This window comes from Acinetobacter sp. YH12128, assembly GCF_013418655.1.
Taxonomy (GTDB): Bacteria; Pseudomonadota; Gammaproteobacteria; order Pseudomonadales; family Moraxellaceae; genus Acinetobacter; species Acinetobacter amyesii.
In genome coordinates, this window is the sequence record NZ_VPBO01000005.1 from 55,737 (window position 1) to 77,972 (window position 22,236).

17 protein-coding genes are annotated in these 22,236 nt (G+C 39.8%); 7 read left to right on the top strand and 10 right to left on the bottom strand.

Translation table 11 applies throughout. The features are described from left to right. Positions 1-44: 44 nt before the first annotated feature. From FTU64_RS04425 to pilG, 3 genes are read right to left on the bottom strand one after another with little or no spacing between them, the layout of a single operon-like run. Positions 45-581 carry a chemotaxis protein CheW gene (locus tag FTU64_RS04425; protein ID WP_078191058.1) on the bottom strand — a complete coding sequence of 179 codons (537 nt, stop codon included), beginning with the start codon at positions 579-581 and terminating at the stop codon, positions 45-47. 6 nt (positions 582-587) lie between these two features. Continuing rightward, the gene (locus FTU64_RS04430; protein WP_078191059.1) at positions 588-956 is read right to left on the bottom strand and encodes a response regulator; all 369 of its coding nucleotides are present in this window, start codon (positions 954-956) and stop codon (positions 588-590) included. A 29-nt stretch (positions 957-985) separates the two neighbouring features. Then, positions 986-1,369, bottom strand: coding sequence for a twitching motility response regulator PilG (pilG, locus tag FTU64_RS04435; RefSeq protein ID WP_078191060.1), 384 nt, complete (start codon positions 1,367-1,369; stop codon positions 986-988). 343 nt (positions 1,370-1,712) lie between these two features. On the opposite strand from pilG, the gene FTU64_RS04440 reads away from it, so the two are divergent. The 4 genes from FTU64_RS04440 (at position 1,713) to FTU64_RS04455 (ending at position 8,396) form a co-directional block, all read left to right on the top strand. After that, on the top strand, positions 1,713-2,306 hold the full coding sequence (locus FTU64_RS04440; protein ID WP_373683064.1) for a hypothetical protein: 594 nt from the start codon (positions 1,713-1,715) through the stop codon (positions 2,304-2,306). Positions 2,307-2,352: 46 nt separating this feature from the next. Beyond that, the gene (locus FTU64_RS04445; RefSeq protein WP_180059294.1) at positions 2,353-3,456 is read left to right on the top strand and encodes an efflux RND transporter periplasmic adaptor subunit; all 1,104 of its coding nucleotides are present in this window, start codon (positions 2,353-2,355) and stop codon (positions 3,454-3,456) included. Positions 3,457-3,479: 23 nt separating this feature from the next. After that, the gene (locus tag FTU64_RS04450; RefSeq protein WP_180059295.1) at positions 3,480-6,584 is read left to right on the top strand and encodes an efflux RND transporter permease subunit; all 3,105 of its coding nucleotides are present in this window, start codon (positions 3,480-3,482) and stop codon (positions 6,582-6,584) included. 96 nt (positions 6,585-6,680) lie between these two features. Beyond that, positions 6,681-8,396, top strand: coding sequence for a proline--tRNA ligase (locus tag FTU64_RS04455; RefSeq protein ID WP_180059296.1), 1,716 nt, complete (start codon positions 6,681-6,683; stop codon positions 8,394-8,396). 64 nt (positions 8,397-8,460) lie between these two features. On the opposite strand, the gene FTU64_RS04460 is transcribed toward FTU64_RS04455, so the two are convergent. The 6 genes from FTU64_RS04460 to FTU64_RS04485 form a co-directional block, all read right to left on the bottom strand. Further along, positions 8,461-9,768, bottom strand: coding sequence for a hypothetical protein (locus FTU64_RS04460; protein WP_180059297.1), 1,308 nt, complete (start codon positions 9,766-9,768; stop codon positions 8,461-8,463). Positions 9,769-9,818: 50 nt separating this feature from the next. Beyond that, the gene (locus FTU64_RS04465) at positions 9,819-11,999 is read right to left on the bottom strand and encodes a DUF6160 family protein (protein WP_180059298.1); all 2,181 of its coding nucleotides are present in this window, start codon (positions 11,997-11,999) and stop codon (positions 9,819-9,821) included. A gap of 30 nt (positions 12,000-12,029) precedes the next feature. After that, positions 12,030-12,719, bottom strand: a complete 690-nt coding sequence (locus FTU64_RS04470; RefSeq protein WP_180059299.1) for a hypothetical protein — start codon at positions 12,717-12,719, stop codon at positions 12,030-12,032. A gap of 10 nt (positions 12,720-12,729) precedes the next feature. Then, positions 12,730-14,790 carry a hypothetical protein gene (locus tag FTU64_RS04475; protein WP_180059300.1) on the bottom strand — a complete coding sequence of 687 codons (2,061 nt, stop codon included), beginning with the start codon at positions 14,788-14,790 and terminating at the stop codon, positions 12,730-12,732. 244 nt (positions 14,791-15,034) lie between these two features. Next, entirely contained in the window at positions 15,035-15,604 is a 570-nt protein-coding gene (gene dcd / locus FTU64_RS04480) for a dCTP deaminase (RefSeq protein ID WP_005008040.1), read from the bottom strand. A gap of 112 nt (positions 15,605-15,716) precedes the next feature. Then, a complete protein-coding gene (locus tag FTU64_RS04485; protein WP_078192265.1) occupies positions 15,717-16,310 on the bottom strand; it encodes a LysE family translocator in 594 nt (197 codons plus the stop codon). Positions 16,311-16,746: 436 nt separating this feature from the next. Between FTU64_RS04485 and FTU64_RS04490 the strand changes: the two genes are divergently transcribed. Genes FTU64_RS04490 through FTU64_RS04500 form a run of 3 tightly spaced genes read left to right on the top strand, consistent with a single transcriptional unit; the run spans position 16,747 to position 20,235 of the window. Then, positions 16,747-17,754, top strand: coding sequence for a TAXI family TRAP transporter solute-binding subunit (locus FTU64_RS04490; protein WP_168379308.1), 1,008 nt, complete (start codon positions 16,747-16,749; stop codon positions 17,752-17,754). Continuing rightward, positions 17,732-18,226, top strand: a complete 495-nt coding sequence (locus tag FTU64_RS04495; protein WP_257222191.1) for a DUF1850 domain-containing protein — start codon at positions 17,732-17,734, stop codon at positions 18,224-18,226. Before FTU64_RS04490 ends, FTU64_RS04495 begins: the two co-directional genes overlap by 23 nt. Then, positions 18,223-20,235, top strand: coding sequence for a TRAP transporter permease (locus FTU64_RS04500; protein ID WP_180059301.1), 2,013 nt, complete (start codon positions 18,223-18,225; stop codon positions 20,233-20,235). The genes FTU64_RS04495 and FTU64_RS04500 overlap by 4 nt, the downstream gene beginning before the upstream one ends. Before the next feature lie 501 nt (positions 20,236-20,736). Here the strand turns inward: FTU64_RS04500 and apbC are convergent. Continuing rightward, on the bottom strand, positions 20,737-22,011 hold the full coding sequence (gene apbC / locus FTU64_RS04505; protein ID WP_180004976.1) for an iron-sulfur cluster carrier protein ApbC: 1,275 nt from the start codon (positions 22,009-22,011) through the stop codon (positions 20,737-20,739). Positions 22,012-22,236 lie beyond the last annotated feature (225 nt).

Sequence of the window (22,236 nt, forward strand, 5' to 3'; positions counted from 1 at the left end):
TCAGCTTCTCCCCGATTACGCCTTCTTTCGTTCGTGCGCGACAATTAATTTATAAATTTTATAGATGCGTTCATGTATTTTGGATTTTGCAGTAAACGACTGAAGAGAAATACATTCCACTGCTGGTTATGCTGGTGGAAATACCCCTGACAATATTCCTGCAAATTTCGATCCAACTCATTATGTTTAGAAAAATAACTTTTCTTATTAAAGTGTTGAATACCCAAAACTTGATCGACTACCAAACCGACATAATGGTCATTATGACTAATACATAAAACTTTTTGAGTGGGTGAAAAACTACTTCGATGACCGGTTATATATTGTGCTAGGTCAGACAAAGAAAGTAAGCGTCCCCGAATATTGGCTAATCCCATCACCCAAGGTTGGGTGTTGGGAACTGGCGTATATTTTGGTGGGTAGATCACTTCAGCTACTTCACCTAAAGGAGCAACGTAATATTGCCCCATCATCTCAAAAGCAATGCCTGACCATCGGTTTACTTCATTTTCAGTGGAAACGTAGTTTTTGTTTCCTCGTTTTGCGATTCGAAGTAATTCGATAAATCCATTTGCTGCCATAGAGCTTTATCCTGCATTGAGGTGTTGCTTAATCACATCAATTAATTGTTTTTCGTCTACAGGTTTAGTCAGATAATCAGAAGCACCTTGGCGTTTACCCCAAACACGGTCAGTTGCCTGATCTTTGGTACTTACAATGACAATCGGGATATGTTTGGTGGTCGCACCACGTGCAATTTGACGTGTTGCTTGGAATCCATTCACACCCGGCATTACCACATCCATTAAGACCAAATCAGGTAACTCAGCTTGAGCCATTGTCACACCATCTGCCCCATTTGAAGCTTCAATCACTTCAAAACCGTGTTTACCTAAAATTTCTTTAAAACGGAATGTTTCTGTTGGTGAATCATCAACGATTAGGATACGTGCCATGCTTTTTCCCCAAAAAATAAAAAATCTAATTAAGCTGTAACGTGATTACGGATTGCATTCAGCAATTCATCTTTACTGAATGGCTTCGTTAAGTATTCATCCGAACCCACAACACGACCCTTCGCCTGATCAAATAAACCGTCTTTACTTGAAAGCATAATCACAGGAATATTTTGATAATTTTGAGAGTTTTTAATCAGGGCACAAGTTTGATAGCCATCAAGACGTGGCATCATAATATCGACAAATACGATATCTGGATTCGCATCTGCAATTTTTGAAAGTGCTTCAAAACCATCTACAGCAGTGACGACTTCACATCCTTCACGCTGAAGCAGCGTTTCGGCCGTACGACGAATGGTTTTTGAATCATCAATTACCATGACTTTTAGATTTTGGAATTTATCGTCCATTTATTGACCCTACCCATTGAGGATGTACAAACAATTAAGTTAGCAGCATTATTATTTACAAGTTGTGAACATTTTTAACATATCTTTACTTGCGTTTTCAATGAACATTTTCTGCGCAAACACACAAGATTTCTTGTTTTTATTAACTGCTTCACACTTTCCGATGACCAACGATTTTTTTTTAACTTGGAATAGTATTTAATTGTCTTAATTAAGCATATTATAGCAAGATTATTACTTTAAAATAAGTAATTTAGTCAACTTTAAACTGGGGAGTACAAGGTTGAGTCCGTTTACAAAAAAAATTCACTTGATTGGCCTTAAACATTTCTCAAAAAAAGTCATTCTGACGACTTGTTTACTGGCTTATACCCCGCTTTTATTTGCTGCACCAACCAATACGCAGCAACCACAAAAGGCGACTTGGTATCGTTACTATGACAGTAAAGGCATAGCAAACATCAGTACCAATGTGACACCAAATCACATCCGCTATGGTTATGAAGCACTTGATCAAAATATGCAAGTGATTAAACGTAACCGCCCCTACAATGCTGAAGCGGACGTTAGACAAGCTCCTCAGCGTGCTGCCCAAGCACGTCAGCAAGCTTCAGATATCAAACTTAAAAAAGCCTATACCAATAGCCGAACTGCGGCCATTAAAAAGCGTGATGCACTGACTGGTATACGTAAACAGATCGTGTTTGAACAAGAACAATTAAAACAATTACAAAATGATCGTGTATTATTTGTTCGCCAAGAACGTGAACATTTTCGAAAAGGTGAAACCGTTCCGGCAAAATTAAAAACAATGTTGGATAATAATCAAAAAAATATGGTAGCGAAAAAAGAATACATTCAATCGTTACAAACTCGCTATCGAAATACAGAAGCTGAATACGACAGAATTATTACGCGTTTAAAAGCGATGGAATAAACTTGTTATTCAATTGCTTTTGTAGACCGCTGATATAAGGACCATTATGCAATCTGCACAGCAATCATCCCCATTTTTAAAGCTTAGCCTGCTTTGCATAAGCCTGACTTTGGCTGCATGTCAAAAAGAAGATTCGCAGCAAAGTGTAAAACCAGAAAATAAGATTGAATTGATTCAACAAGATCTGGTCACGATCGAACAAGGCAACGCAATTTCAAAAACGGCCTTTACAGGCACCATTCGGGCGGTCAATCAGAGCAGTATTCAAGCCCAAGTCACTGCGACTGCAACCAATGTTAATGCAGAGGTCGGACAACGTGTCAGCAAAGGCCAAGTATTGGTGCATTTAAATAATCAAGACAACGCAGCACGTCTTGCTCAATCTCAAGCGAACCTCGCATCCACGCAAGCTCAAGCCAATCAAGCCAAACTAATGATGGAGCGCAAACAGCGTTTGCTGAATCAAGGCTTTATTTCCAAAGTAGAGTTTGAACAAAGTCGTGTCGATTACCAAGCTCAAATGGAAAATGTTCGTGCCCAACAAGCCAATGTCGATATTGCACGTAAAGCCAATCAAGACGGCACCATTTATAGCCCTATCCAAGGCGTGATTACCAAGCGTGATGTTGAACCGGGACAAACGGTTGCTGCCGGACAAACCCTTTTTGAAATCGTCAATCCAGACCAATTAGAAATTCAAGCCAAATTACCAAGTGATCAGCAAGCAGCGCTGAAAATTGGACAAAAGATTGAATATAACATCCAAGGCAATAGCAATTTACTCACAGCACAAATCAGTCGGATTTCACCAATTGCCGATCAGGCTAGTCGTCAAATTGAATTTTTTGCAGCCCCAAATGAAACCATTACATCATTAAGTATTGGTGCTTTTGTCGAAGGTCACATTTTAGGTACCGATAATATTTCAGGCCAAAAAATTCCACTCGATACCATTCAAAGTCTAAAAGACCAACCTTATGTCTGGGTCATTCGTCAAAATAAAATTGCCAAAGTGCCTGTACAAATTTTGAATCAGAATTATAGCAATAACACCGCGATTGTTCAGGGCTTACAAAATAGTGATCTGATCAGCCGAATTAAATTTAATGATTCAGATATCAAACAAGATGTAAGTATCAGCCAAAATTAAAAGAATAAGGCAGGACAGTTGTTATGTGGTTAACCCGAATTAGTGTGAAATATCCTGTTTTCACCATCATGATGATGTTCTGTCTGATGGTGCTAGGACTCGCTTCTTGGCAACGTATGGGCGTTGAGGAATTTCCTGATGTCGACTTCCCTTTTGTTGTGGTCTACACCAACTATCCAGGTGCTTCTCCTGAGTCTGTCGAATCTGAAATCACTAAGAAACTTGAAGATCAGATCAATACCATTTCTGGCCTCAAGCAAGTGATTTCACAGTCCAGTGAAGGTTTATCCACGGTCATTGTCGAATTTAATCTAGATGTCTCATCCTCGGTAGCTGCACAAGATATTCGAGATAAAATTGCACCAGTAACCGCACAATTTCGTGATGAAATTGATGACCCGATTGTAGAACGCTACGACCCTACTGCCAGTGCGATTATGTCGATTGTTTTTGAATCGAAGGACATGTCTTTACGTGATTTGAGTTCCTATCTGAATCAACGGATTGTGCCACAACTTAGAACAGTTCCTGGTGTCGGTACGGTCAATTTATTGGGCGATGCGCAGCGACAAATTCGAATACAAGTAAATCCACAAAAATTACAAAGTTTCGGGATTGGGATCGATCAAGTTATAAACACCTTAAAATCTGAAAATATTGAAGTTCCGGGAGGAACCTTAAAACAAAAGAATTCAGAATTGGTGGTCGAAATTAAATCTCGAGTTATTCACCCAAATTCTTTCGGAGATTTAGTGGTTGCCAATAAAAATGGCGCGCCGATTTATCTCAAACAAATTGCCGAAATAGAAGATAGTCAAGCCGAAATGGAGTCGAGTGCCTATCTGAATGGCAAAACTGCCGTTGCTGTCGACATTCTGAGAAGTTCGGACTCTAATGTGATTGAGGTGGTTGATAATACCCGTAAAACCTTAAGTAAAATTCAACAGCAATTGCCGCAGGGCACGACCGCAGAAATTGTGGTTGATTCATCTAAAGGTATTCGTGGCAGCATTAAAGATGTGGCACGTACCATAATTGAAGGTGCTGTACTTGCGGTATTCATTGTATTGTTATTTCTCGGCTCATTTCGTTCGACAGCCATTACAGGTTTAACCCTACCGATTTCGCTACTGGGCACCCTCACCTTTGTTTGGATTTTTGGTTTTACCATCAACATGATGACCCTACTGGCTCTCTCGCTGAGTATCGGTCTCCTGATTGATGATGCCATTGTGGTCCGTGAAAATATTGTCCGCCATGCCGATATGGGCAAGGACCACGTCACCGCTGCACTCGACGGCACGAAAGAAATTGGTTTAGCTGTATTGGCCACAACATTGACCATTGTCGCGGTATTTTTACCTGTGGCATTTATGGGCGGTATTATTGGGCGTTTCTTCTATCAATTCGGTGTAACCGTTAGTACCGCTGTACTGATTTCGATGTTTGTGAGTTTCACCCTTGACCCGATGTTGTCTGCTCACTGGGCAGAACGCCACGATCCAAATAAAAAGCCCGGCAAAATCAAACGCTTTTTTAACTGGATTTCGGGCAAGCTCGATAACTTAAGCCATCATTATGAAAAATTACTCAAGCTTGCTTTAAAGTTCCGTCTCATCACCCTTTTAATCGCCGTCACGTCTTTATTTGGCGCATTAGCTTTATCCAAAATGATCGGAACTGAATTTGTACCCGTACCAGACAAAGGTGAAATTCGGATCAAATTTGAAACACCAGTTGATGCAACCCTTGAATATTCGCAGGCGAAGCTTAAGCAAGTAGATCGTATCATTCGCCAACATCCAGAAGTCAAAGCCACTTATGGTGCAATTAATAGTGCCACTGATCGGGGTAAAAACCATGCCAGCATTCGTGTCACTGTTTCACCACGTACGGAGCGTAGTCAAACATTAACGGATCTCAACAATGAATTCCGTACCCGCTTAAAACATGTAGCAGGTATTACCATTACCTCGATTGCCTCAGCTGATGAAACAGTATCGGGCGGCCAAAAGCCGGTAATGATCTCGATTAAAGGACCAGACTTAGATGAGTTACAACGCATTTCAGATCGATTCTTGGTTGAAGTTGCCAAAGTCGAAGGTATTGTCGACTTAGAAAGCTCACTCAAAGAACCTAAACCGACCTTAGGTGTACATATCAATCGCGTTTTAGCCAGTGATTTAGGTTTATCCGTCAATCAAATCGCCAATGTGTTACGCCCTCTTCTTGCGGGTGATAATGTAACAACGTGGAAGGATGATAAAGGCGAAACCTATGATGTAAATTTAAGACTCACTGAAGATCAGCGTCGACTGCCAACTGACATTCAAAGCATGTACATCACATCACAAAAAACCGATGCTGCAGGCTTACCTATTTTAGTTCCATTGGCAAGTGTGGCAAGCTTTGAAGAAACACTTGGTGCTTCACAAATTAACCGTCGTGATCTGGCACGTGAAGTAATGGTTGAAGCCAACACAGCAGGACGTCCTGCGGGTGATATTGGTGCCGAAATCAATGAGATAGAGAAAAACTTCGACTTGCCACCAGGTTATAGTTTTGTCACGCAAGGTGCCAATAAAGATATGGCTGAGTCTGCGGGTTATGCAATGACAGCGATTACCCTCTCTATTGTATTTATTTATATTGTTTTGGGTTCACAATTTAATAGCTTCATTCACCCTGCAGCCATTATGGCTTCATTGCCCTTATCATTGATTGGGGTGTTCTTAGCCTTATTCTTATTTAATTCAACCATGAACCTCTTTTCCATTATCGGGATTATTATGCTCATGGGCTTGGTGACAAAGAACGCAATTCTACTCATCGACTTTATTAAAAAAGCCATGGATCATGGTGTAGATCGTTATGACGCAATTATTGAAGCAGGTAAAACCCGTTTACGCCCCATTTTAATGACCACCAGTGCAATGGTGATGGGTATGGTTCCGCTTGCACTTGGTCTAGGTGAAGGCGGTGAACAAAGCGCGCCAATGGCACATGCCGTGATTGGCGGAGTGATTACTTCTACCTTACTGACACTCGTGGTTGTTCCAGTGATTTTTACCTATTTGGATGATTTCCGAAACTTCCTTGCACGTCAGGCCAAAAAAATCATGTCATAATGACAAAATCTAAAATGAGGTGACTTTGGAAAATGTTCACCTCATTTTTTATTGTATACTCTCCACTTTAACGCTTAATTTTTTAGGACAGTTTCCATGCGCGCGAGTCGCTTTTTATTTGCAACGTTAAGAGAAACCCCAAACGATGCTGAAGTTATTTCACATCAGCTTATGCTTCGTGCCGGGATGATTCGTAAATTGGCTTCAGGTTTATACACTTGGCTGCCGATGGGCGTTCGCGTATTAAATAAAGTTGAAGCGATTATCCGCGAAGAGATGGATCGTGCTGGTTCACTTCAAGTCCTGATGCCTGTCACTCAACCCGCATCTTTATGGGAAGAATCAGGTCGTTTCGTACAATATGGTCCAGAACTTTTACGTTTTAAAGACCGTCATAACAATGACTTTGTACTTGGCCCTACACATGAAGAAGTGATTACAGATCTTGCTCGCAATGAATTGAAAAGCTATAAGCAATTGCCTGCAAACTTCTACCAAGTACAAACCAAATTCCGTGACGAAATCCGCCCTCGTTTCGGTGTGATGCGTTCACGTGAATTCATCATGAAAGATGCCTATTCTTTCCATGTTGACCAAGCTTCTTTACAAGAAACCTATGACAAGATGTATGCAGCTTATTGCAAAATTTTCACTCGTTTAGGTTTAAATTTCCGTCCAGTTCAAGCGGATACAGGTTCAATTGGTGGTTCTGGTTCACACGAATTCCACGTCCTTGCGTCTAGCGGTGAAGATGACATCGCATTCTCTACAGAGTCAGATTATGCTGCTAACGTAGAAATGGCGGAAGCAGTATTAGTAGGTGAACGTGCTGCTCCAACTAAAGCACTTGAAATTGTTGATACACCAAATCAAAAAACCATTGCTGAGGTTTCTGAATTCCTTAAATCAGACCCTACTCAATCTGTCAAAGCATTATTGGTTCAAGGTGTTGCTGAAGAAGGTAAAGCTGCACCAGTGGTTGCCTTATTCCTACGTGGTGACCATGAACTGAATGAAATTAAAGCAGAAAAACACCCATTAATTGCTGCTCCATTAACTTTTGCAACTGAAGCACAATTAGCTGACTTAGGCTTAACTGCTGGTTTCTGTGGCCCTCAAGGCTTAACCGAAAAAGGCATTACCGTTATTGTTGACCGTGCAGCGTCTGTACTTTCAGACTTTGTTGCTGGTGCAAACCAAGTTGATAAACATGCTGTAGGTGTAAACTGGGAACGTGATGCACAATACACCGAAGTTTATGACCTGCGCAATGTTGTTGAAGGTGACCCTTCTCCAGACGGTCAAGGTACGATCTTGATTAAACGTGGTATCGAAGTTGGTCATATCTTCCAGTTGGGTCAAAAATACTCTGAAGCACTTGGCTGTAAAGTCTTAGGTGAAGACGGCAAACCACTAGTTGTGACTATGGGTTGCTACGGTATTGGTGTAACCCGTGTTGTCGCTTCTGCAATTGAACAAAACTTCGATGACAAAGGAATTATCTGGCCGTCTGCTATTGCTCCTTTCGAAGTTGCTATTGTGCCAATGAATGCGCATAAATCACCGCGCACGTTAGAAGCAGCTGAAGCACTGTATGCAGAATTAACTGCTGCTGGTTATGATGTTCTTCTAGATGATCGTAATGAACGTCCAGGTGTTAAATTCTCTGATATCGAGTTAACAGGTATTCCACACCGTATCGTTATTGGTGAGAAAGGTTTGGATGCTGGTACATTTGAGTACAAAGGTCGCCGTGATGAAGAATCAAGCAACCTCAGTAAAGAAGACCTTTTAGCGAAAATTGCAAAATAATTTGCGCTAAATATAAAAAAATCCCGCTAAGTGCGGGATTTTTTTATATTAAATACTTTAAGCCTTAACAGAATTTCAGCCCGCCGAAGCAGTTAGAACGAAACTCCTGTCCAGAAAGTTTTAAATTGTTTAATGGGAAATCAATTAATGACGGGTTTTTAATTTCTTTAACATCTAAAGCCGAACCTGCAACACAACCAAAGATTAAATCTCCACAATTACGAACATTGGTACTTAAGTCATGGTTAATTCCAGCGATCGTTTGTTTCAACACTTCATCCGTAATCGCCACTTTATCTGAAGGTGTAATACTGCCCAAATCAACTTCATCTTCCATCGCCAACCACCAACCTCTTTCTGCTGCAACTGCAGCACCAGGCCAGAGTATTTTTTGAGCTTGTAAGGATAACGAAGCAGGGTTATTTAGATAAAGTGCATGGATCAAACCTAAACTTTGATTTACCGTAATATCGGTTTGTAGTCCAGTAAGATAGCCTGTTACGTCTTTATTCAAATTAATATTTAACCCAAGTAGAGAGATCTGAGCTTCTAATGGACCACTAAAATCTAGACGATCAACTGTACCTGTGCCTTTTAATACCGCAATATTATCCTTAATTCTATTCCCGCTCACGACAGTGGCTGGAATTGTAAAAGGTGCTGTGGTTGATTTTAAATTAAAGGAATAATTATCTGATTTGTAGTGAAGCGGTAGATCAACTTCAGCACCAAATAATGTCCCCTTAACAGCCCCTTCAATGTATTGCTGCGTAGAAGCATAGTCCATCACACGCTCGGCAGTTGTTGCAACACCCGCAGACGCTTTGGTTTTCATATACCCACTAAAGGTGTTGATACCATTGGGTATATTACTATTTTCTGTACCTAATGTCATTAACCCAGAAATTTTTTCAGCGCTCAGACGAAAGCCCATCACTTCACGAGTTGCAGCTGATTTGGGATCTTTAATTGCAATTTCGATAAAAGGATTGGTCAACAAAGCAGAAGTTGCCGCACGTTCATCAGACGTATAATTGCTATTTACAGGCAATCCACTCAATGAAATATGATCGATATCAATATCACAAGCACCTGAGCCATTTGCACCACCACAACCCAATTGCAGCTTTTTAATATTGGCATTGAGCTCCATTTCAGCTTCTAAACCAAGCTTATAAAAGCCGACATTGGATTGGTCTACGGCTTGTCCACTCTCATCCACAGAATTATACCCCTGCGTATATTCCATGGAGAGTAATGCTTGACCATCAACTTTTGATAAGCTTTCATCATCTAAAGCCATCATTGCATGAGATAAGCTACTCATCGCAAATGTCGAGAAGATCAAACCTCTGATTAACTTCTTTTTCATAACAAATTCCCTGTTCGTTATTTTATTTATTTGTTATTGATTTAATATTATTAGCGTGGAGTAATCCCCATGGTGCTTCGCATTGTTCCACCGGTTAGGGCTATATCCGCCATCTTTTGCATATTGCCATTTGTTAACATCGATACTTCTGCACGAAACGCTTTAGACATATTATTGGTTGGATTGAATTTCACCTGATTATCAAACTCTACCGAATCTTGTTTCATTTTAATTCGAGCATCAAAACCTAGATCGCCCTGCATTTTATTAATATTGATACTTGAAGCTGAAACGACACCGCTGGCATTTACATCTTCATTCATCAAACTTAAATAGCTTCCCATAACTTTTTGATCTTTCTTTTCAGCATCTGTTAATGCTTTAAATTCAAAGCTTCCACGAAAAGATAAATAATTATTTTCTGCACTGTCATTTAGGCCCGGTACTATAAATAGCTCACCTTTACCATCAAGTTTAAACGCAATATTCGTCAACACATCATCACGTTTAGAGAAATTATCTAAAGGTACTGTAGTCCCACATTTGGCAGAAGCTGTAGTCGCACAGTTATAGGTTGAACCCGGAAGTTGACCAATCGCTAACTCGGCATTAGCTGCAATCAATAAATTATCTGCACGTACATAGATGCCATCATTTTCATAACCAATCACACCATCAGATTGAATAAGGGCATTGATGTTTCGTAAGCCTGCATAATAATTGACTTCTTGACCATTAATACCTTTTTTACCATCAATCAAAATAATGGAAGTTGTACTTGGTGTTCCTGTTTTTTTATCAACACCATAACCATCTGTGCTCATTACAAGGTTATAGCCAATACCTGATTTTTCAGCCGCATTTTTATAACTGTATTTTTTCTCTGATAATGCAACATTGGCATTCATATTATAAATCGGGATACCAATCCCCCAACTGTTGTCATTACTTGCAATTGCAGCAATTGAGTTATCAGAAATAAATCGTGCGGTACGCGCGATGGACTGAAAATCCATACCACGAATCGCCACAAGTGCAAAATTTCCGCCCGCCGTTTGATTTGACAAGTTTTGGGTTAAAACATTATTGGTTAAACCTAATGTCGCTTTTAATTTATCATTTACCAGAAAATCAAGGCTTTTGGCTTGAATGGTATTGATATAAATATCGCCAAAATCAATATAGGCATTTTTATCAGCAACTAAAGACGTTAAATTTGAAAATTCAATGGCATAACTACCAATACCCGTATGGCCAATTTCTAAGGTTGTCGGTGCTTGACCTGCTACAAGACTCGGATCATCCTTTGAGGTAAAATCTGCACGTACACCGAGATGTAAACCACCTGAACCAACAGACTCATATCCTGAAGCTTTCGTTGCTAGACCAAAATCTTTGATTCCGTCTTGATTGGCATTTAAGGCCACTCGTGCATTAGTGACAGCACCCGATGCTCCCATACGAATTAAATTGCGCTGTGCACCACCATCGGTACCGTAACGTAGATCGATATTAACGCCGGGGTTTGTGGCATCGCTACGTGAGCTATGCACATCTGATGTGTCCTTGACCCGCCCCAAATTGACCGTATGATCTTTGCTCCCTGTGGATTTTGTGGTGAGAACAATGCCTTCATCAGCTGCAACATACATATAACCTGAACCAGCAAAGTTAAAGTTAAAGTCCTTTAAGGTTACGCTATGTCCATTCATACCATGACTAATACTGGCATTTTGCAATTGAAATTCCATATACGCCGTATCATTACGGTTAAATAGACCATTGCTGGTTTCAAGTAATACTTTTAAAGGTGAAGATGTTGCAATCGTAAGTGAACCTAAATTTTGCGTAGGCGTTTGGCACGTTGCACCTTGACACAGCAGCATAATATTTTGTGCAACAGCCGTAAATGGACTGACACTTGCAGCTATACGCATGCCTACACCAGCATCCGTAGTCCCAACATCAAAATCTAATTTTGATGTAATGGTGCTTTGCCCAACACCATCTATTTGTACATTGTGCAAACCCATTTTCATCTTATTTTGGTCAGTTGGGTCAACCCAATTTAACTGATCAACTTTGACTCTAGAAACTTCATAGGTAATCGAAATACCATCTTGGCCAGTAACTGCACCCAAGCTTTCATCGGTCATCGCTTCAAAAGCATATGCATGTTGAGCAAGTAAAATACTGGTTGCGAGTGCCGTTAAAGTTGTTATTTTTTTCATCACTATATCCTTATATTCAGTCACAGCTGATTAACAGCGACCTGCACCATTTCCAGTGCAGTTAAAACTGAAGATGTTTAACTTTCCACTCATGTGCATGTTGCCGTGCACATTAACACCCATAAATCCTTGTTCTGAACCACGATCAAAATCAGGCACAGCTAAAGTTGAAGTTGTTCCATCAGCTTTCTTTTCGGTATAGGTCGTATAAGTACTGGTATTTTCATACCCCTCCTTACCTGTCGTACCTGTTTCTACTGCCAAGGTAGCAAAACCTAAATTTCTAATTTTTAATGGCTTATCATCATAAAATGTCAACTGCATAGCCGTTTGTGGATTACCTTCACGATTGATAATCGTCACACCATCTAGTGAAAATTGATCGATCTGTAACGTTCCTTGAAACTGTTTAAACACCAACCATTTCTTATTACCATTTGCATCCACATGATTATTGGGTGCAAGAGCTAAGCGACAAAACTCATTGGATGAACATTGATATCCATAAAATGCTTGTGTTGTTTTACCATTCGCATCCATGCTTGATATATTGTTTTTTGACATATCATTGGCGTATTGATGGTTTAAGGAAAGTGTCCAACTGAGATCTGCACCGCCTTGGCCCGTTGCAGCGGTAAGTTCGCTATTATCCATAGACACTAAACCTGCATGAGTTTGTGTCAGTGCAGCACAAACAACAGCGCATAAAATTTTATACATGTGATTTCTCCTACAGCCCTGTTGTTCTTATTTTTAAGTGCTGAATCAAGACGCCATCTATGGCAACAGATCCTAAGTTCGTGCTTTGTCCATTGACACCTTTAAACACTACACCTGTCGCAGTATCCGTACTTTTTGCATTCAGCAGATTACCAGGCAAGCGTTCTACTGTACCGATCGCAATGCTACTGTGTGTTGCATTACGTCCTTGATATAGTGCTGTCGCATCTGAAGAGTTTGCTTTTAACTCCGTGCCACAACTATAGACATTACAGGTTGAACCTTTAAAGTCTGCAGCATTTAAACCCGATGTACCTGTGGTATTACCAGCGATATCCGTATAGTAAGTATAAATTTTACTGTAAATAGAAGGTACATTTGGAATACGTGTCACTTCCAAAATAATATTTCGACCTTCTGAACCCACAATAAAGGGCTGATACATATTTCCTAAAACTAAATTGATGTTTGGGCTATATAAGTATAGGCCTTCCGTTTCATGGAAAATCGGAGCTGCAGAACGATCCATCGCTGGTGTCGCTGCTGTTCCATCATCCAATTCAGGGCGTGCAGCTGTACTGATACGCATGCCGCGAGCATCCAAATCTCCATCATTGATACTCAGTGACTCAGCACGATCATTGGTATTAATACGAATTAAACTGGCTAAACCTAAGGTTTGGTTGTAATTTGTATTTGTAGATTTTAGGGTTTGAAAAATTCGAACTTGTGATCCATTAAAACTCAGGCCATTCGCAACAATTTGAGTACGTAAACGATAGTCTTTATCTAAGCCGCTAGTCGGCGCACCGGTAATCGGATCGACGACATTGCTTGAATTCAACGACCGTGAAAATACATCCATCCACAAACCAAGCTTGATGTTGTTAGATGCATCATCTGCCGCAATTTTCTTTAATGGTGCCTCAATCGCTAAGTAACCAACATTCCCCTTATTATCTTTCGCAAATTGTTCAACATCTTGATTTCCCGCATGGAAAAGCCACGGATTTTCAGCTGTCCCCCAATTAAACCCTTGGTCTGTATAGCGCGTCGCTAATGAACTTTTGCCATTTTTGTCTTTGCTATTGGATAATGCTAAACCATAAATAAAAACATCTGCTTTCGATCTGAGGCTCGATACGGTCGCAGTCGAGGCAATTTGTTTTGCTGTAATTTCAGCATTTTTTTTCACAGTTGCTAATGCTGAATCACTCGCCTTTTGAGCTTCAAGCTTGGCATAGTCCGTTGCCAACTGATTGAGGGTTTCTGCCGCTTTGGCATTTAACTGAGCATCTTTTGTTGGATCAATAAGATTTGAACGTGTAATTTTTCCTGAGACATAATTTTTATAAAACGTAGACCCAGTAGGTAAATTACCCGTACTATTGTTACCGTATAGTAACTCAATCATTTCATAGGTATTTTTTAAAGCAGCAGTTTGTGACTTTTCTTTTAGTCCTGGAGTAATTGATTCTTTCGTTGTTCCATCTTCCTCGAAATCCATTAACCACGATGACCCATTATAATAGTCTTTATAACGCTGATCGTAATATGCCTTCATCGTTGGTGATTCAAGATAAGACTGTACTAATCGGCCACGATATTCTGTTGAATATGTTGCTATGGTTTCATTGGTAATACGTGTAGCATTATTGGTCTCATAGGTGCTTTTAGAACTTAAGAAAGTGGAGTCATAAACACCGTTATAGCCCGTAACTCGGCCTTGCTGATAGGCATCAACATATGCAGCTTTATAGATTTTATCGTAAGCACGCTGGCCTAATTGTTCATAGTTTTCACCTGTAGGAATAATCCGAATAAAACCTGTATCGCTTTTCCCTGGATCAACCATACCAGACGCATAACTAGAAGCCGTAGAACGGTCATTTGGCCCTTGAAAGACCATTTTGAAATTTTCTAAAGTGAGTGCAACACCTTCACCTGTTGTGGCTGAAAGTGCTTCATCTGATAAATCTTGAAGCGCATAAACAGATGGTGCAGCAAACATGCTGACTGCGGCTGCTAAGCAACTCTGGCGGAATAACTTAGCCTGGGTGAATTGAGTCATCTCGACCTTCCTTTTATCAGATGCTCTGCATCTCTCTTATATTTATTCCTGAGAACTGGCTTTGATGTTATTGTCCATTTATTCCTTAAATGGAGACTTGTGATAGACCAGTCACTTAACTTTTTATTATGCTGAATAATTACTCAATTGCAAAAACTTCCCCACCGAATGGTCTATTTTCCGATGAATGACCCAACAAAAAAGCGGGCTAATTCGCCCGCTTTTTTAAACTCAATCCGAAGGATTAAGCTTTCGGTAAAGTCACACCGGTTTGACCTTGGTATTTACCACCACGGTCTTTATAAGAGGTTTCACACACTTCGTCTGATTCAAAGAACAACATTTGTGCGACACCTTCACCCGCGTAAATACGTGCAGGCAAGTTGGTTGTATTCGAAAATTCTAAAGTCACGTGACCTTCCCACTCTGGTTCAAGAGGCGTCACATTGACAATAATACCGCAGCGAGCATAGGTTGATTTACCCAAACAAACGGTTAACACATTACGTGGAATACGGAAATATTCGACTGTACGTGCTAGTGCAAACGAGTTTGGCGGAATGATACAAACGTCTGATTCGATATCAATAAAGCTTTTATCGTCAAAGTTTTTAGGGTCAACAATTGCTGAATGAACATTGGTAAAGACTTTAAATTCACGAGCACAGCGCACGTCATAACCATAGCTCGACACGCCATACGAAATAAGCTTTTCGCCATTTTCATCATAACGGACTTGGTTTTCTGCATACGGTTCAATCATGCCGTGTTTTTCGCTCATTTCGCGAATCCAACGATCAGACTTAATAGCCATTTATCTCTATCCAAAAACTTAAATCAATTATTGCGTGGTACTTTAACTGAAATCCGACTTAATGAAAATAAGCTTTGCCGAACTAAGCGGATTTAGTCATTTTCAAATCAATTTAGAGTTTTAAAATCGCAGAATAACTCAGTGGTATCGAAAAACTAACCAAGACTAGCGATGCTGTTCGTTGTAAATTGGCTTGATTGAGCCAACTAATTTTATTCGATGCCAAAACGGAACCAAGGAAGGTCCAAAAAAATGCAATAGGAACGATCAACAACAAAAAGATCAGCATGTGAGCTACATAATACTGCGCATTTTGCCAAGCCAATGCAGGAAAAATCGCAGATGCAAATAATAGTGCTTTAGGATTTAATAACGTCGCAACAAAGAGTTCGCGTGCACGAATGCCCTTTTGATTAAAATTTTCAGCAACAGTTGCTGTACGCCATAATCGCATAGCCAAAAATAGAATATAGCCAGCACTAAACAGTTTTAAAATGGTCGGCAGTAAAGGCAGATGTACGGAAATTTTACCAATGAGAAAACCCCATAGGCTAATCGAAATAAGATAACCAAAGGCTTCCGCTGGAATGAGTCGGAATGATTTACGTAGCCCAACTTGAATACCCGAAGATGCGAGTAAGGTATTGGTTGGTCCTGGCGTTAACAAAATACTGATAACTAGACCAATAAAAAACCATGAAATCATACTTTGACCTCAAACTTAATCCGCGAAGATTAATTCAGTTGTTTCGTATTAGCAAAATAAAAAATAGAAATGCTTATAAAAAACTCCTTATTTAATTATAAATTCAGTAACTTAAATAGAAAAACAAAACCTTAGCTGAACAGTCATTCAGAGCACCTTACAATTCAAAGAAATATCTTGAACTTATATTTATAAAAGAAATTTCACATGATTCCATGTATACCCTACAGTTTTTACACGTAACAAAATATTATTAAAATAAACGATATAGCTCCATGCCATTCTTACGCATAACCATTATTTATTGGAGACTAAAAAATCAAAAAAAAATACTTTTCAAAAATAATTGATTAAGTTATGTTCAATTGAGTAGTGGAAATTAAAATTAAAACTCATCAAATCAATATTCAAAATTTATGTGTAAAAGGACGTTTCTATGAACCAATGGACAAAACTCACGTTACTCTCGGTTACTTTGGCGTGTATTACTGCTTGCTCAAATGATCAATCTACTTCAAAAAATACCACGGAAGGAAAAAGCGCAGAAACTGCTACATCTGACAAACTTCAAACCAAGTTCGTAACCATTGCAACTGGTGGGGCATCAGGACCTTACAATGTGATTGGGACAAGTCTTGCAGAAATTTATAACAAAACCTTTGGTGTAAATTCTAAGACTCAAACTACAGGTGCATCCGTCGAAAACTTAAACCTTCTGAAACAGAATAAAGTTGAAATGGCATTTGTTATGAGTGACAGCTTAACAGAAGCACTGAACGGAACAGGAAGTTTCGCAAATGGTAAAGTTGAGAATGTCAGCCAAGTCGCAGCGCTTTATCCCAACTACGTACAAATCGTAACCTCTAAAAAATCAGGGATCAAAAATATCGAAGATTTGAAAGGTAAACGTATCGCTGTAGGTGCACAAAATTCAGGTGTAGAAGTAAATGCACGTACACTGTTGAATGGTTTTGGAATCACCTATAAAGATATTAAAGTTGATTATTTAGGCTATGCTGAAGCCGCTGATGCTTTAAAAGGTGGCAAGCTTGATGCAGCATTCCTGACTAGTGGCATTCCAAATTCATCACTCATGGAACTTCAACAAAGCTTTGATCTACAGTTGGTTTCAATCAATGCAGATAAAGTCAAAGAAATAGCTAAAGATCAAAGTTATTTCTTACCGATGATTATTCCAAAAGGCACATATGGCAATACTGCGGACATTCAAACTGCCGCAATTAAAAATGCATTAGTTGTTCGCACAGATATATCGGATGATGATGTCTACAAACTAACAAAAACTTTCTTTGACAGTTTGCCTCAATTGGCAACTTCACACCAAGCAGCAACAGAAATCACGCTTGAAGGTGCTCAACAAGGCCTTGTAGCGCCTCTACATCCAGGCGCGAAACGCTACTATGATGAAGTGGCTAAAAAATAATAAGCTTCAAAAAAATGCAGTTTATACTGCATTTTTTATATTGTTCTTCTTAATCTATGCTAGCTATCCAACACTGTATACGCAGGTTAGAGTTGAAACTGATATATGCAAAATTTCAACTGATCAATTTGATTTACAGTGGAAGCATTCAGTAGAAAAGACGGCTTGGTCTGAACAATATCAGCGTCAAAAGAATACGTTTTTACTGCGCCACACCGATTTGATTTCATTTGGTGCAGGTACACCCTCAAATTATCCCATTGAGTTTCAAAAAAATGGTGTGATTAGAATGCGGGTCAATCAAAATATAGATGAAATCAACTGGGTGATTTCTAGAAATATGCAAGGCACGATCCTCGCTGACCAAAAAATTTGGTCTATTTTTCAAAGTTACCCAGACTATAGTTTGGTCAACATCTCGGTTCAATATCAACCCAAATGGAAGTCTTGGTGGATTGGAGAATGCCTATGAATTCCAAAGAAGATAAAGTTGTATTAGAACAACTCGATGAGAAACAACAACAAGCCATATTAGAAAAATTTGATCGGGAATCTGTTACTCGAATCAATATGAGCAAATCTGTTACCTACTTTGTTGCATTTGTAGCGATCTTTTATTCATTATTTCATTTATTTATTACGTTTAATCCTTTACCTGAGTTAATACAGCGTGCAGCCCATGTCGCTATTGGCCTAGCACTCATTTTTTTACTCTATCCAGCTCGTCAAACAAGCTCCCGACAGCATATTTCACTTCTCGATTGGTTCTTGGCTTTGCTTTCCATCTTCAGTTTTTTATATTTATGGAAAGAATATCAATCTATTATGACCACTCGAGGTGGTATTCCAAATACCTTAGATATCGCGTTTGCAATTATGAGTGTGGTATTAGTCATAGAAGCAACTCGCCGGGTCATGGGGTGGATGCTGCCCATTTTAAGTTTAATTTTCCTGACCTATACATTTATCAGTCACTTTGATTGGTTGCCAGATCGATTAATTACTCGCCCTTATACCATCAGCGACATTTTCGGACATATGTATTTAAAAACCGAAGGCTTATATTCTTCGGCAATTGGTGCATCCGTCACTTTTATTTTCTTATTTATCCTTTTTGGTGCTTTTCTTGCAAAATCAGGTATGGGGAAATTGTTCAATGATCTTGCCATGGCATTGGCGGGTCATAAACAAGGTGGTCCTGCCAAAGTTGCTGTAATTTCAAGTGGATTTATGGGCAGTATTAATGGAACTGCTGTTGCCAATGTTGTTGGCACAGGCTCATTTACCATTCCATTGATGAAAAAAATTGGTTATCACAAGAATTTTGCTGGTGCCGTTGAAGCCAGTGCATCCGTCGGTGGACAAATTTTGCCGCCAGTCATGGGTGCGAGTGCCTTCATTATGGCCGAAACAACTGGCGTGAGTTATGGCACGATTGCACTAGCCGCATTATTACCTGCCTTATTGTATTACCTTGGCGTCATGGCTCAAGTTCATTTCCGTGCGGGTAAAGATGATCTGAAAGGCGTACCTAAAGCTGATTTACCTAAAGTAAAAGAAGTTCTAAAAGAGCGTGGACATTTACTTATTCCAATTTTGGCACTGGTCTTTTTCTTATTTCAAAATATTCCTGTGAGCTATGCTGCTGTCTACACCATCGTCCTGACCATCTTTGTAGCAGCTTTAAGAAAATCAACACGAATGGGTGTAAAAGATATTTTAGATGCGCTCGTTGATGGAGCCAAACAATCATTATCTGTGATGGCTGCTTGTGCTGTCGTTGGTATTATTATCGGCGTAGTAAGTCTGACAAGTTTTGGTTCAGTAATGACTTCTTCAATTATGAGTTTAGGTGCAGGTAGTCTCTTTCTCACTTTATTTTTGACCATGATTGCATCGATGATTTTAGGCATGGGGCTTCCATCTATTCCGGCCTATATCATTACTGCCACCATGGCAGCACCAGCACTCGCAAACTTTGATATCCCTGTATTAGTCGCGCATATGTTTGTGTTCTATTTTGGTTTATTTGCAAACATCACCCCACCAGTTGCCCTTGCCGCCTTTGCGGGCGCAGGAATTGCAGGCGGTGATCCAATGCGCACTGGGTTTCAGGCCTTAAAACTATCTCTTGCTGGTTTTATTGTTCCATTTTTATTCGTTTATAACCCTGCCATGCTGATGATTGATACCACCAATGTTGCAGTCAATGCTCGAGAATTTGCCTTTCCTGCATGGACAACTATAGTGAGTATTACTGTCACTTCAGTGATAGGAATTCTCGCTTTAGGCTCCGCAGTTGAAGGTTATTTCAAGACTTATCTCAACTGGTTCTGGCGTATTTTTTTAGGTGTGGGTGCGCTGTGTATGATTATTCCAGAAACCATTACAGATATTGTAGGCATTATCATGGTCATCATCGTAATTACGGTGAATATTATCACTGCTAAACGTAAAGCAAACCCGTCTCTTTCCTCCTAAAAAACCAATTAAAAAGCCCGGTAATTACCGGGCTTTTTAATTTCTTAGACTAAGGCGTACCCTCATTTGATGGGTGGGTTTTAATGACTTCAAATAATATTTAAAATTATTTGTTCCTCTATATTTTTTCAATGCTAAGCCCCTTGTAACAGAGGACATTTGGCAAAAAATCTAAGACACAATGCGTTTGTACAGTTACTGCCGTTCAAAGAATTGATCCTAGCCAAAATAATAGAAATATCGTGAAAGCTATTTTGTAAAAACTAAGTACAAACGCGACATCCTTTGATATGCCTCAAGAATTTTATCCTTGGCAGACGGCTTATAATCGCAGGAAAAATAAGAAATTGTGCAAATCGTTTTTTAGATGTGTAATTCATAGACATCGTTGAATGTCTAAAGTTCAGTACTCATAATTTTCAAACACTCCCAATACCACGTTATAAAAAATCTGGCACGAGGCCAGATTTTAATACGATCAACTTAAATTTCAGTTCACCCTTAGAAAATACGGTTTTTATCTTTTTCAGCCTGAGGTAATGCATCTGCAACTTTTTGTGCAATCGCCATGTAGCTTTCAGCAGCATCATCACCTGCTATCACAGATGGTTTCCCTGCATCGGCATTTTCACGAATTTGTACATTCAGCGGTAAACGACCTAAGAGCGGAATGTCGTATTGGGCTGAAAGTTGGTCGCCACCACCTGTACCAAAGATTTGCTCTTCATGTCCACAGTTCGAACAGATATGGGTCGACATATTTTCAACCACACCCATTACAGGGATGTGTACACGGTTAAACAACTCAATGCCTTTGGTCGCATCCATTAATGCAACGTTTTGTGGTGTCGTCACGATCACAGCACCTGTCACTGGTATACGCTGTGCAAGCGTCAACTGAATATCACCTGTGCCTGGCGGCATATCAATGACCAATACATCCAGATCAGGCCATAAAGTTTGGTTAAAGAGCTGCATTAACGCCCCCGTCGCTTTCGGCCCACGCCAAGCCACTGGCGTATTGTTATCCCCAGTTAAGTGACCAATTGAAAGTACAGCCATACCATATGCTTCGATAGGAACAAATTGCTCAGCTTCGATCATCGGCGTGCGGCCTGCGTTACCAAGCATCGTTGGAATACTTGGACCATAGATATCCGCATCTAAAACGCCAACTTTTAGCCCCAATTGCTGTAATGCCAAAGCTAAGTTAACTGTCGTGGTTGACTTACCCACACCACCTTTGCCTGAAGACACTAAAATTACATTTTGAATGCGTGGATGTTTCGGCACATCACGTTGCAGAGGTGCCGCTTTTTGAATTGGTGGATTGTTTGGATCTTCTTCAGCCTTGGCTTGAGTAGCAGATGCATCCACAACAGGTGGCAAATTACTCGTAGTAGACTTTTGCTCAGTTTGTTCATTAGCTTTAGGCTGTGTTGAACAGCTTTCACCTTCTGCATGGTGATGACCGCAACCACCCGATGTATGTCCAGTCTTTTGCTGAATCACGTGCATATTTAATTCTGTGATGCCACATTTTTCCAATGCATCGGCCAAATCATCATGGATTTTTTGTAAGTCATCGGCTTCTGAAGGAAAGGTATTAATCGTGATCTGCAAGATCTGACCTTGCACATTTACCTGTGTAATACGGTCTTTTAAAGCATTATTTGAATTGGGAAGTACGTAGTTTTGTAAAACCTGTTGGATTTCCTCTTCTTTCACCTCTTGGGAGGGTGAAAACACAGATTTTAGAGAAGAAAGCCACGACATTATGTTGTCTCCAAACAGGAACATCAAAAGATAATAGCGATAGTTTACCTGTTCATCTGCCACAGAGTAAGAGGGAGATGAATGACTTATCCCTATAAGCTTATAAAGTTGAGTAACTGATGTTACGCACCTAAAAGTAATTTCGCATTTTAAAAATGATTTTTAAGTCTATTCAACGGAGTCTTATATCTAGGGTTTGAATAAAGAGATTAGCCTTCGGCTGGA

What these genes read in the sequence shown, in the direction of transcription:
- pilG (WP_078191060.1), bottom strand. Translation starts at nt 1,369, where the DNA reads ATGGACGATAAATTCCAAAATCTAAAAGTCATGGTAATTGATGATTCA.
- apbC (WP_180004976.1), bottom strand. Translation starts at nt 22,011, where the DNA reads ATGTCGTGGCTTTCTTCTCTAAAATCTGTGTTTTCACCCTCCCAAGAG.
- FTU64_RS04495 (WP_257222191.1), top strand. Translation starts at nt 17,732, where the DNA reads ATGATGAAGTGGCTAAAAAATAATAAGCTTCAAAAAAATGCAGTTTAT.
- FTU64_RS04490 (WP_168379308.1), top strand. Translation starts at nt 16,747, where the DNA reads ATGAACCAATGGACAAAACTCACGTTACTCTCGGTTACTTTGGCGTGT.
- FTU64_RS04465 (WP_180059298.1), bottom strand. Translation starts at nt 11,999, where the DNA reads ATGAAAAAAATAACAACTTTAACGGCACTCGCAACCAGTATTTTACTT.
- FTU64_RS04475 (WP_180059300.1), bottom strand. Translation starts at nt 14,790, where the DNA reads ATGACTCAATTCACCCAGGCTAAGTTATTCCGCCAGAGTTGCTTAGCA.
- FTU64_RS04445 (WP_180059294.1), top strand. Translation starts at nt 2,353, where the DNA reads ATGCAATCTGCACAGCAATCATCCCCATTTTTAAAGCTTAGCCTGCTT.
- FTU64_RS04470 (WP_180059299.1), bottom strand. Translation starts at nt 12,719, where the DNA reads ATGTATAAAATTTTATGCGCTGTTGTTTGTGCTGCACTGACACAAACT.
- dcd (WP_005008040.1), bottom strand. Translation starts at nt 15,604, where the DNA reads ATGGCTATTAAGTCTGATCGTTGGATTCGCGAAATGAGCGAAAAACAC.
- FTU64_RS04430 (WP_078191059.1), bottom strand. Translation starts at nt 956, where the DNA reads ATGGCACGTATCCTAATCGTTGATGATTCACCAACAGAAACATTCCGT.
- FTU64_RS04425 (WP_078191058.1), bottom strand. Translation starts at nt 581, where the DNA reads ATGGCAGCAAATGGATTTATCGAATTACTTCGAATCGCAAAACGAGGA.
- FTU64_RS04455 (WP_180059296.1), top strand. Translation starts at nt 6,681, where the DNA reads ATGCGCGCGAGTCGCTTTTTATTTGCAACGTTAAGAGAAACCCCAAAC.
- FTU64_RS04460 (WP_180059297.1), bottom strand. Translation starts at nt 9,768, where the DNA reads ATGAAAAAGAAGTTAATCAGAGGTTTGATCTTCTCGACATTTGCGATG.
- FTU64_RS04485 (WP_078192265.1), bottom strand. Translation starts at nt 16,310, where the DNA reads ATGATTTCATGGTTTTTTATTGGTCTAGTTATCAGTATTTTGTTAACG.
- FTU64_RS04450 (WP_180059295.1), top strand. Translation starts at nt 3,480, where the DNA reads ATGTGGTTAACCCGAATTAGTGTGAAATATCCTGTTTTCACCATCATG.
- FTU64_RS04500 (WP_180059301.1), top strand. Translation starts at nt 18,223, where the DNA reads ATGAATTCCAAAGAAGATAAAGTTGTATTAGAACAACTCGATGAGAAA.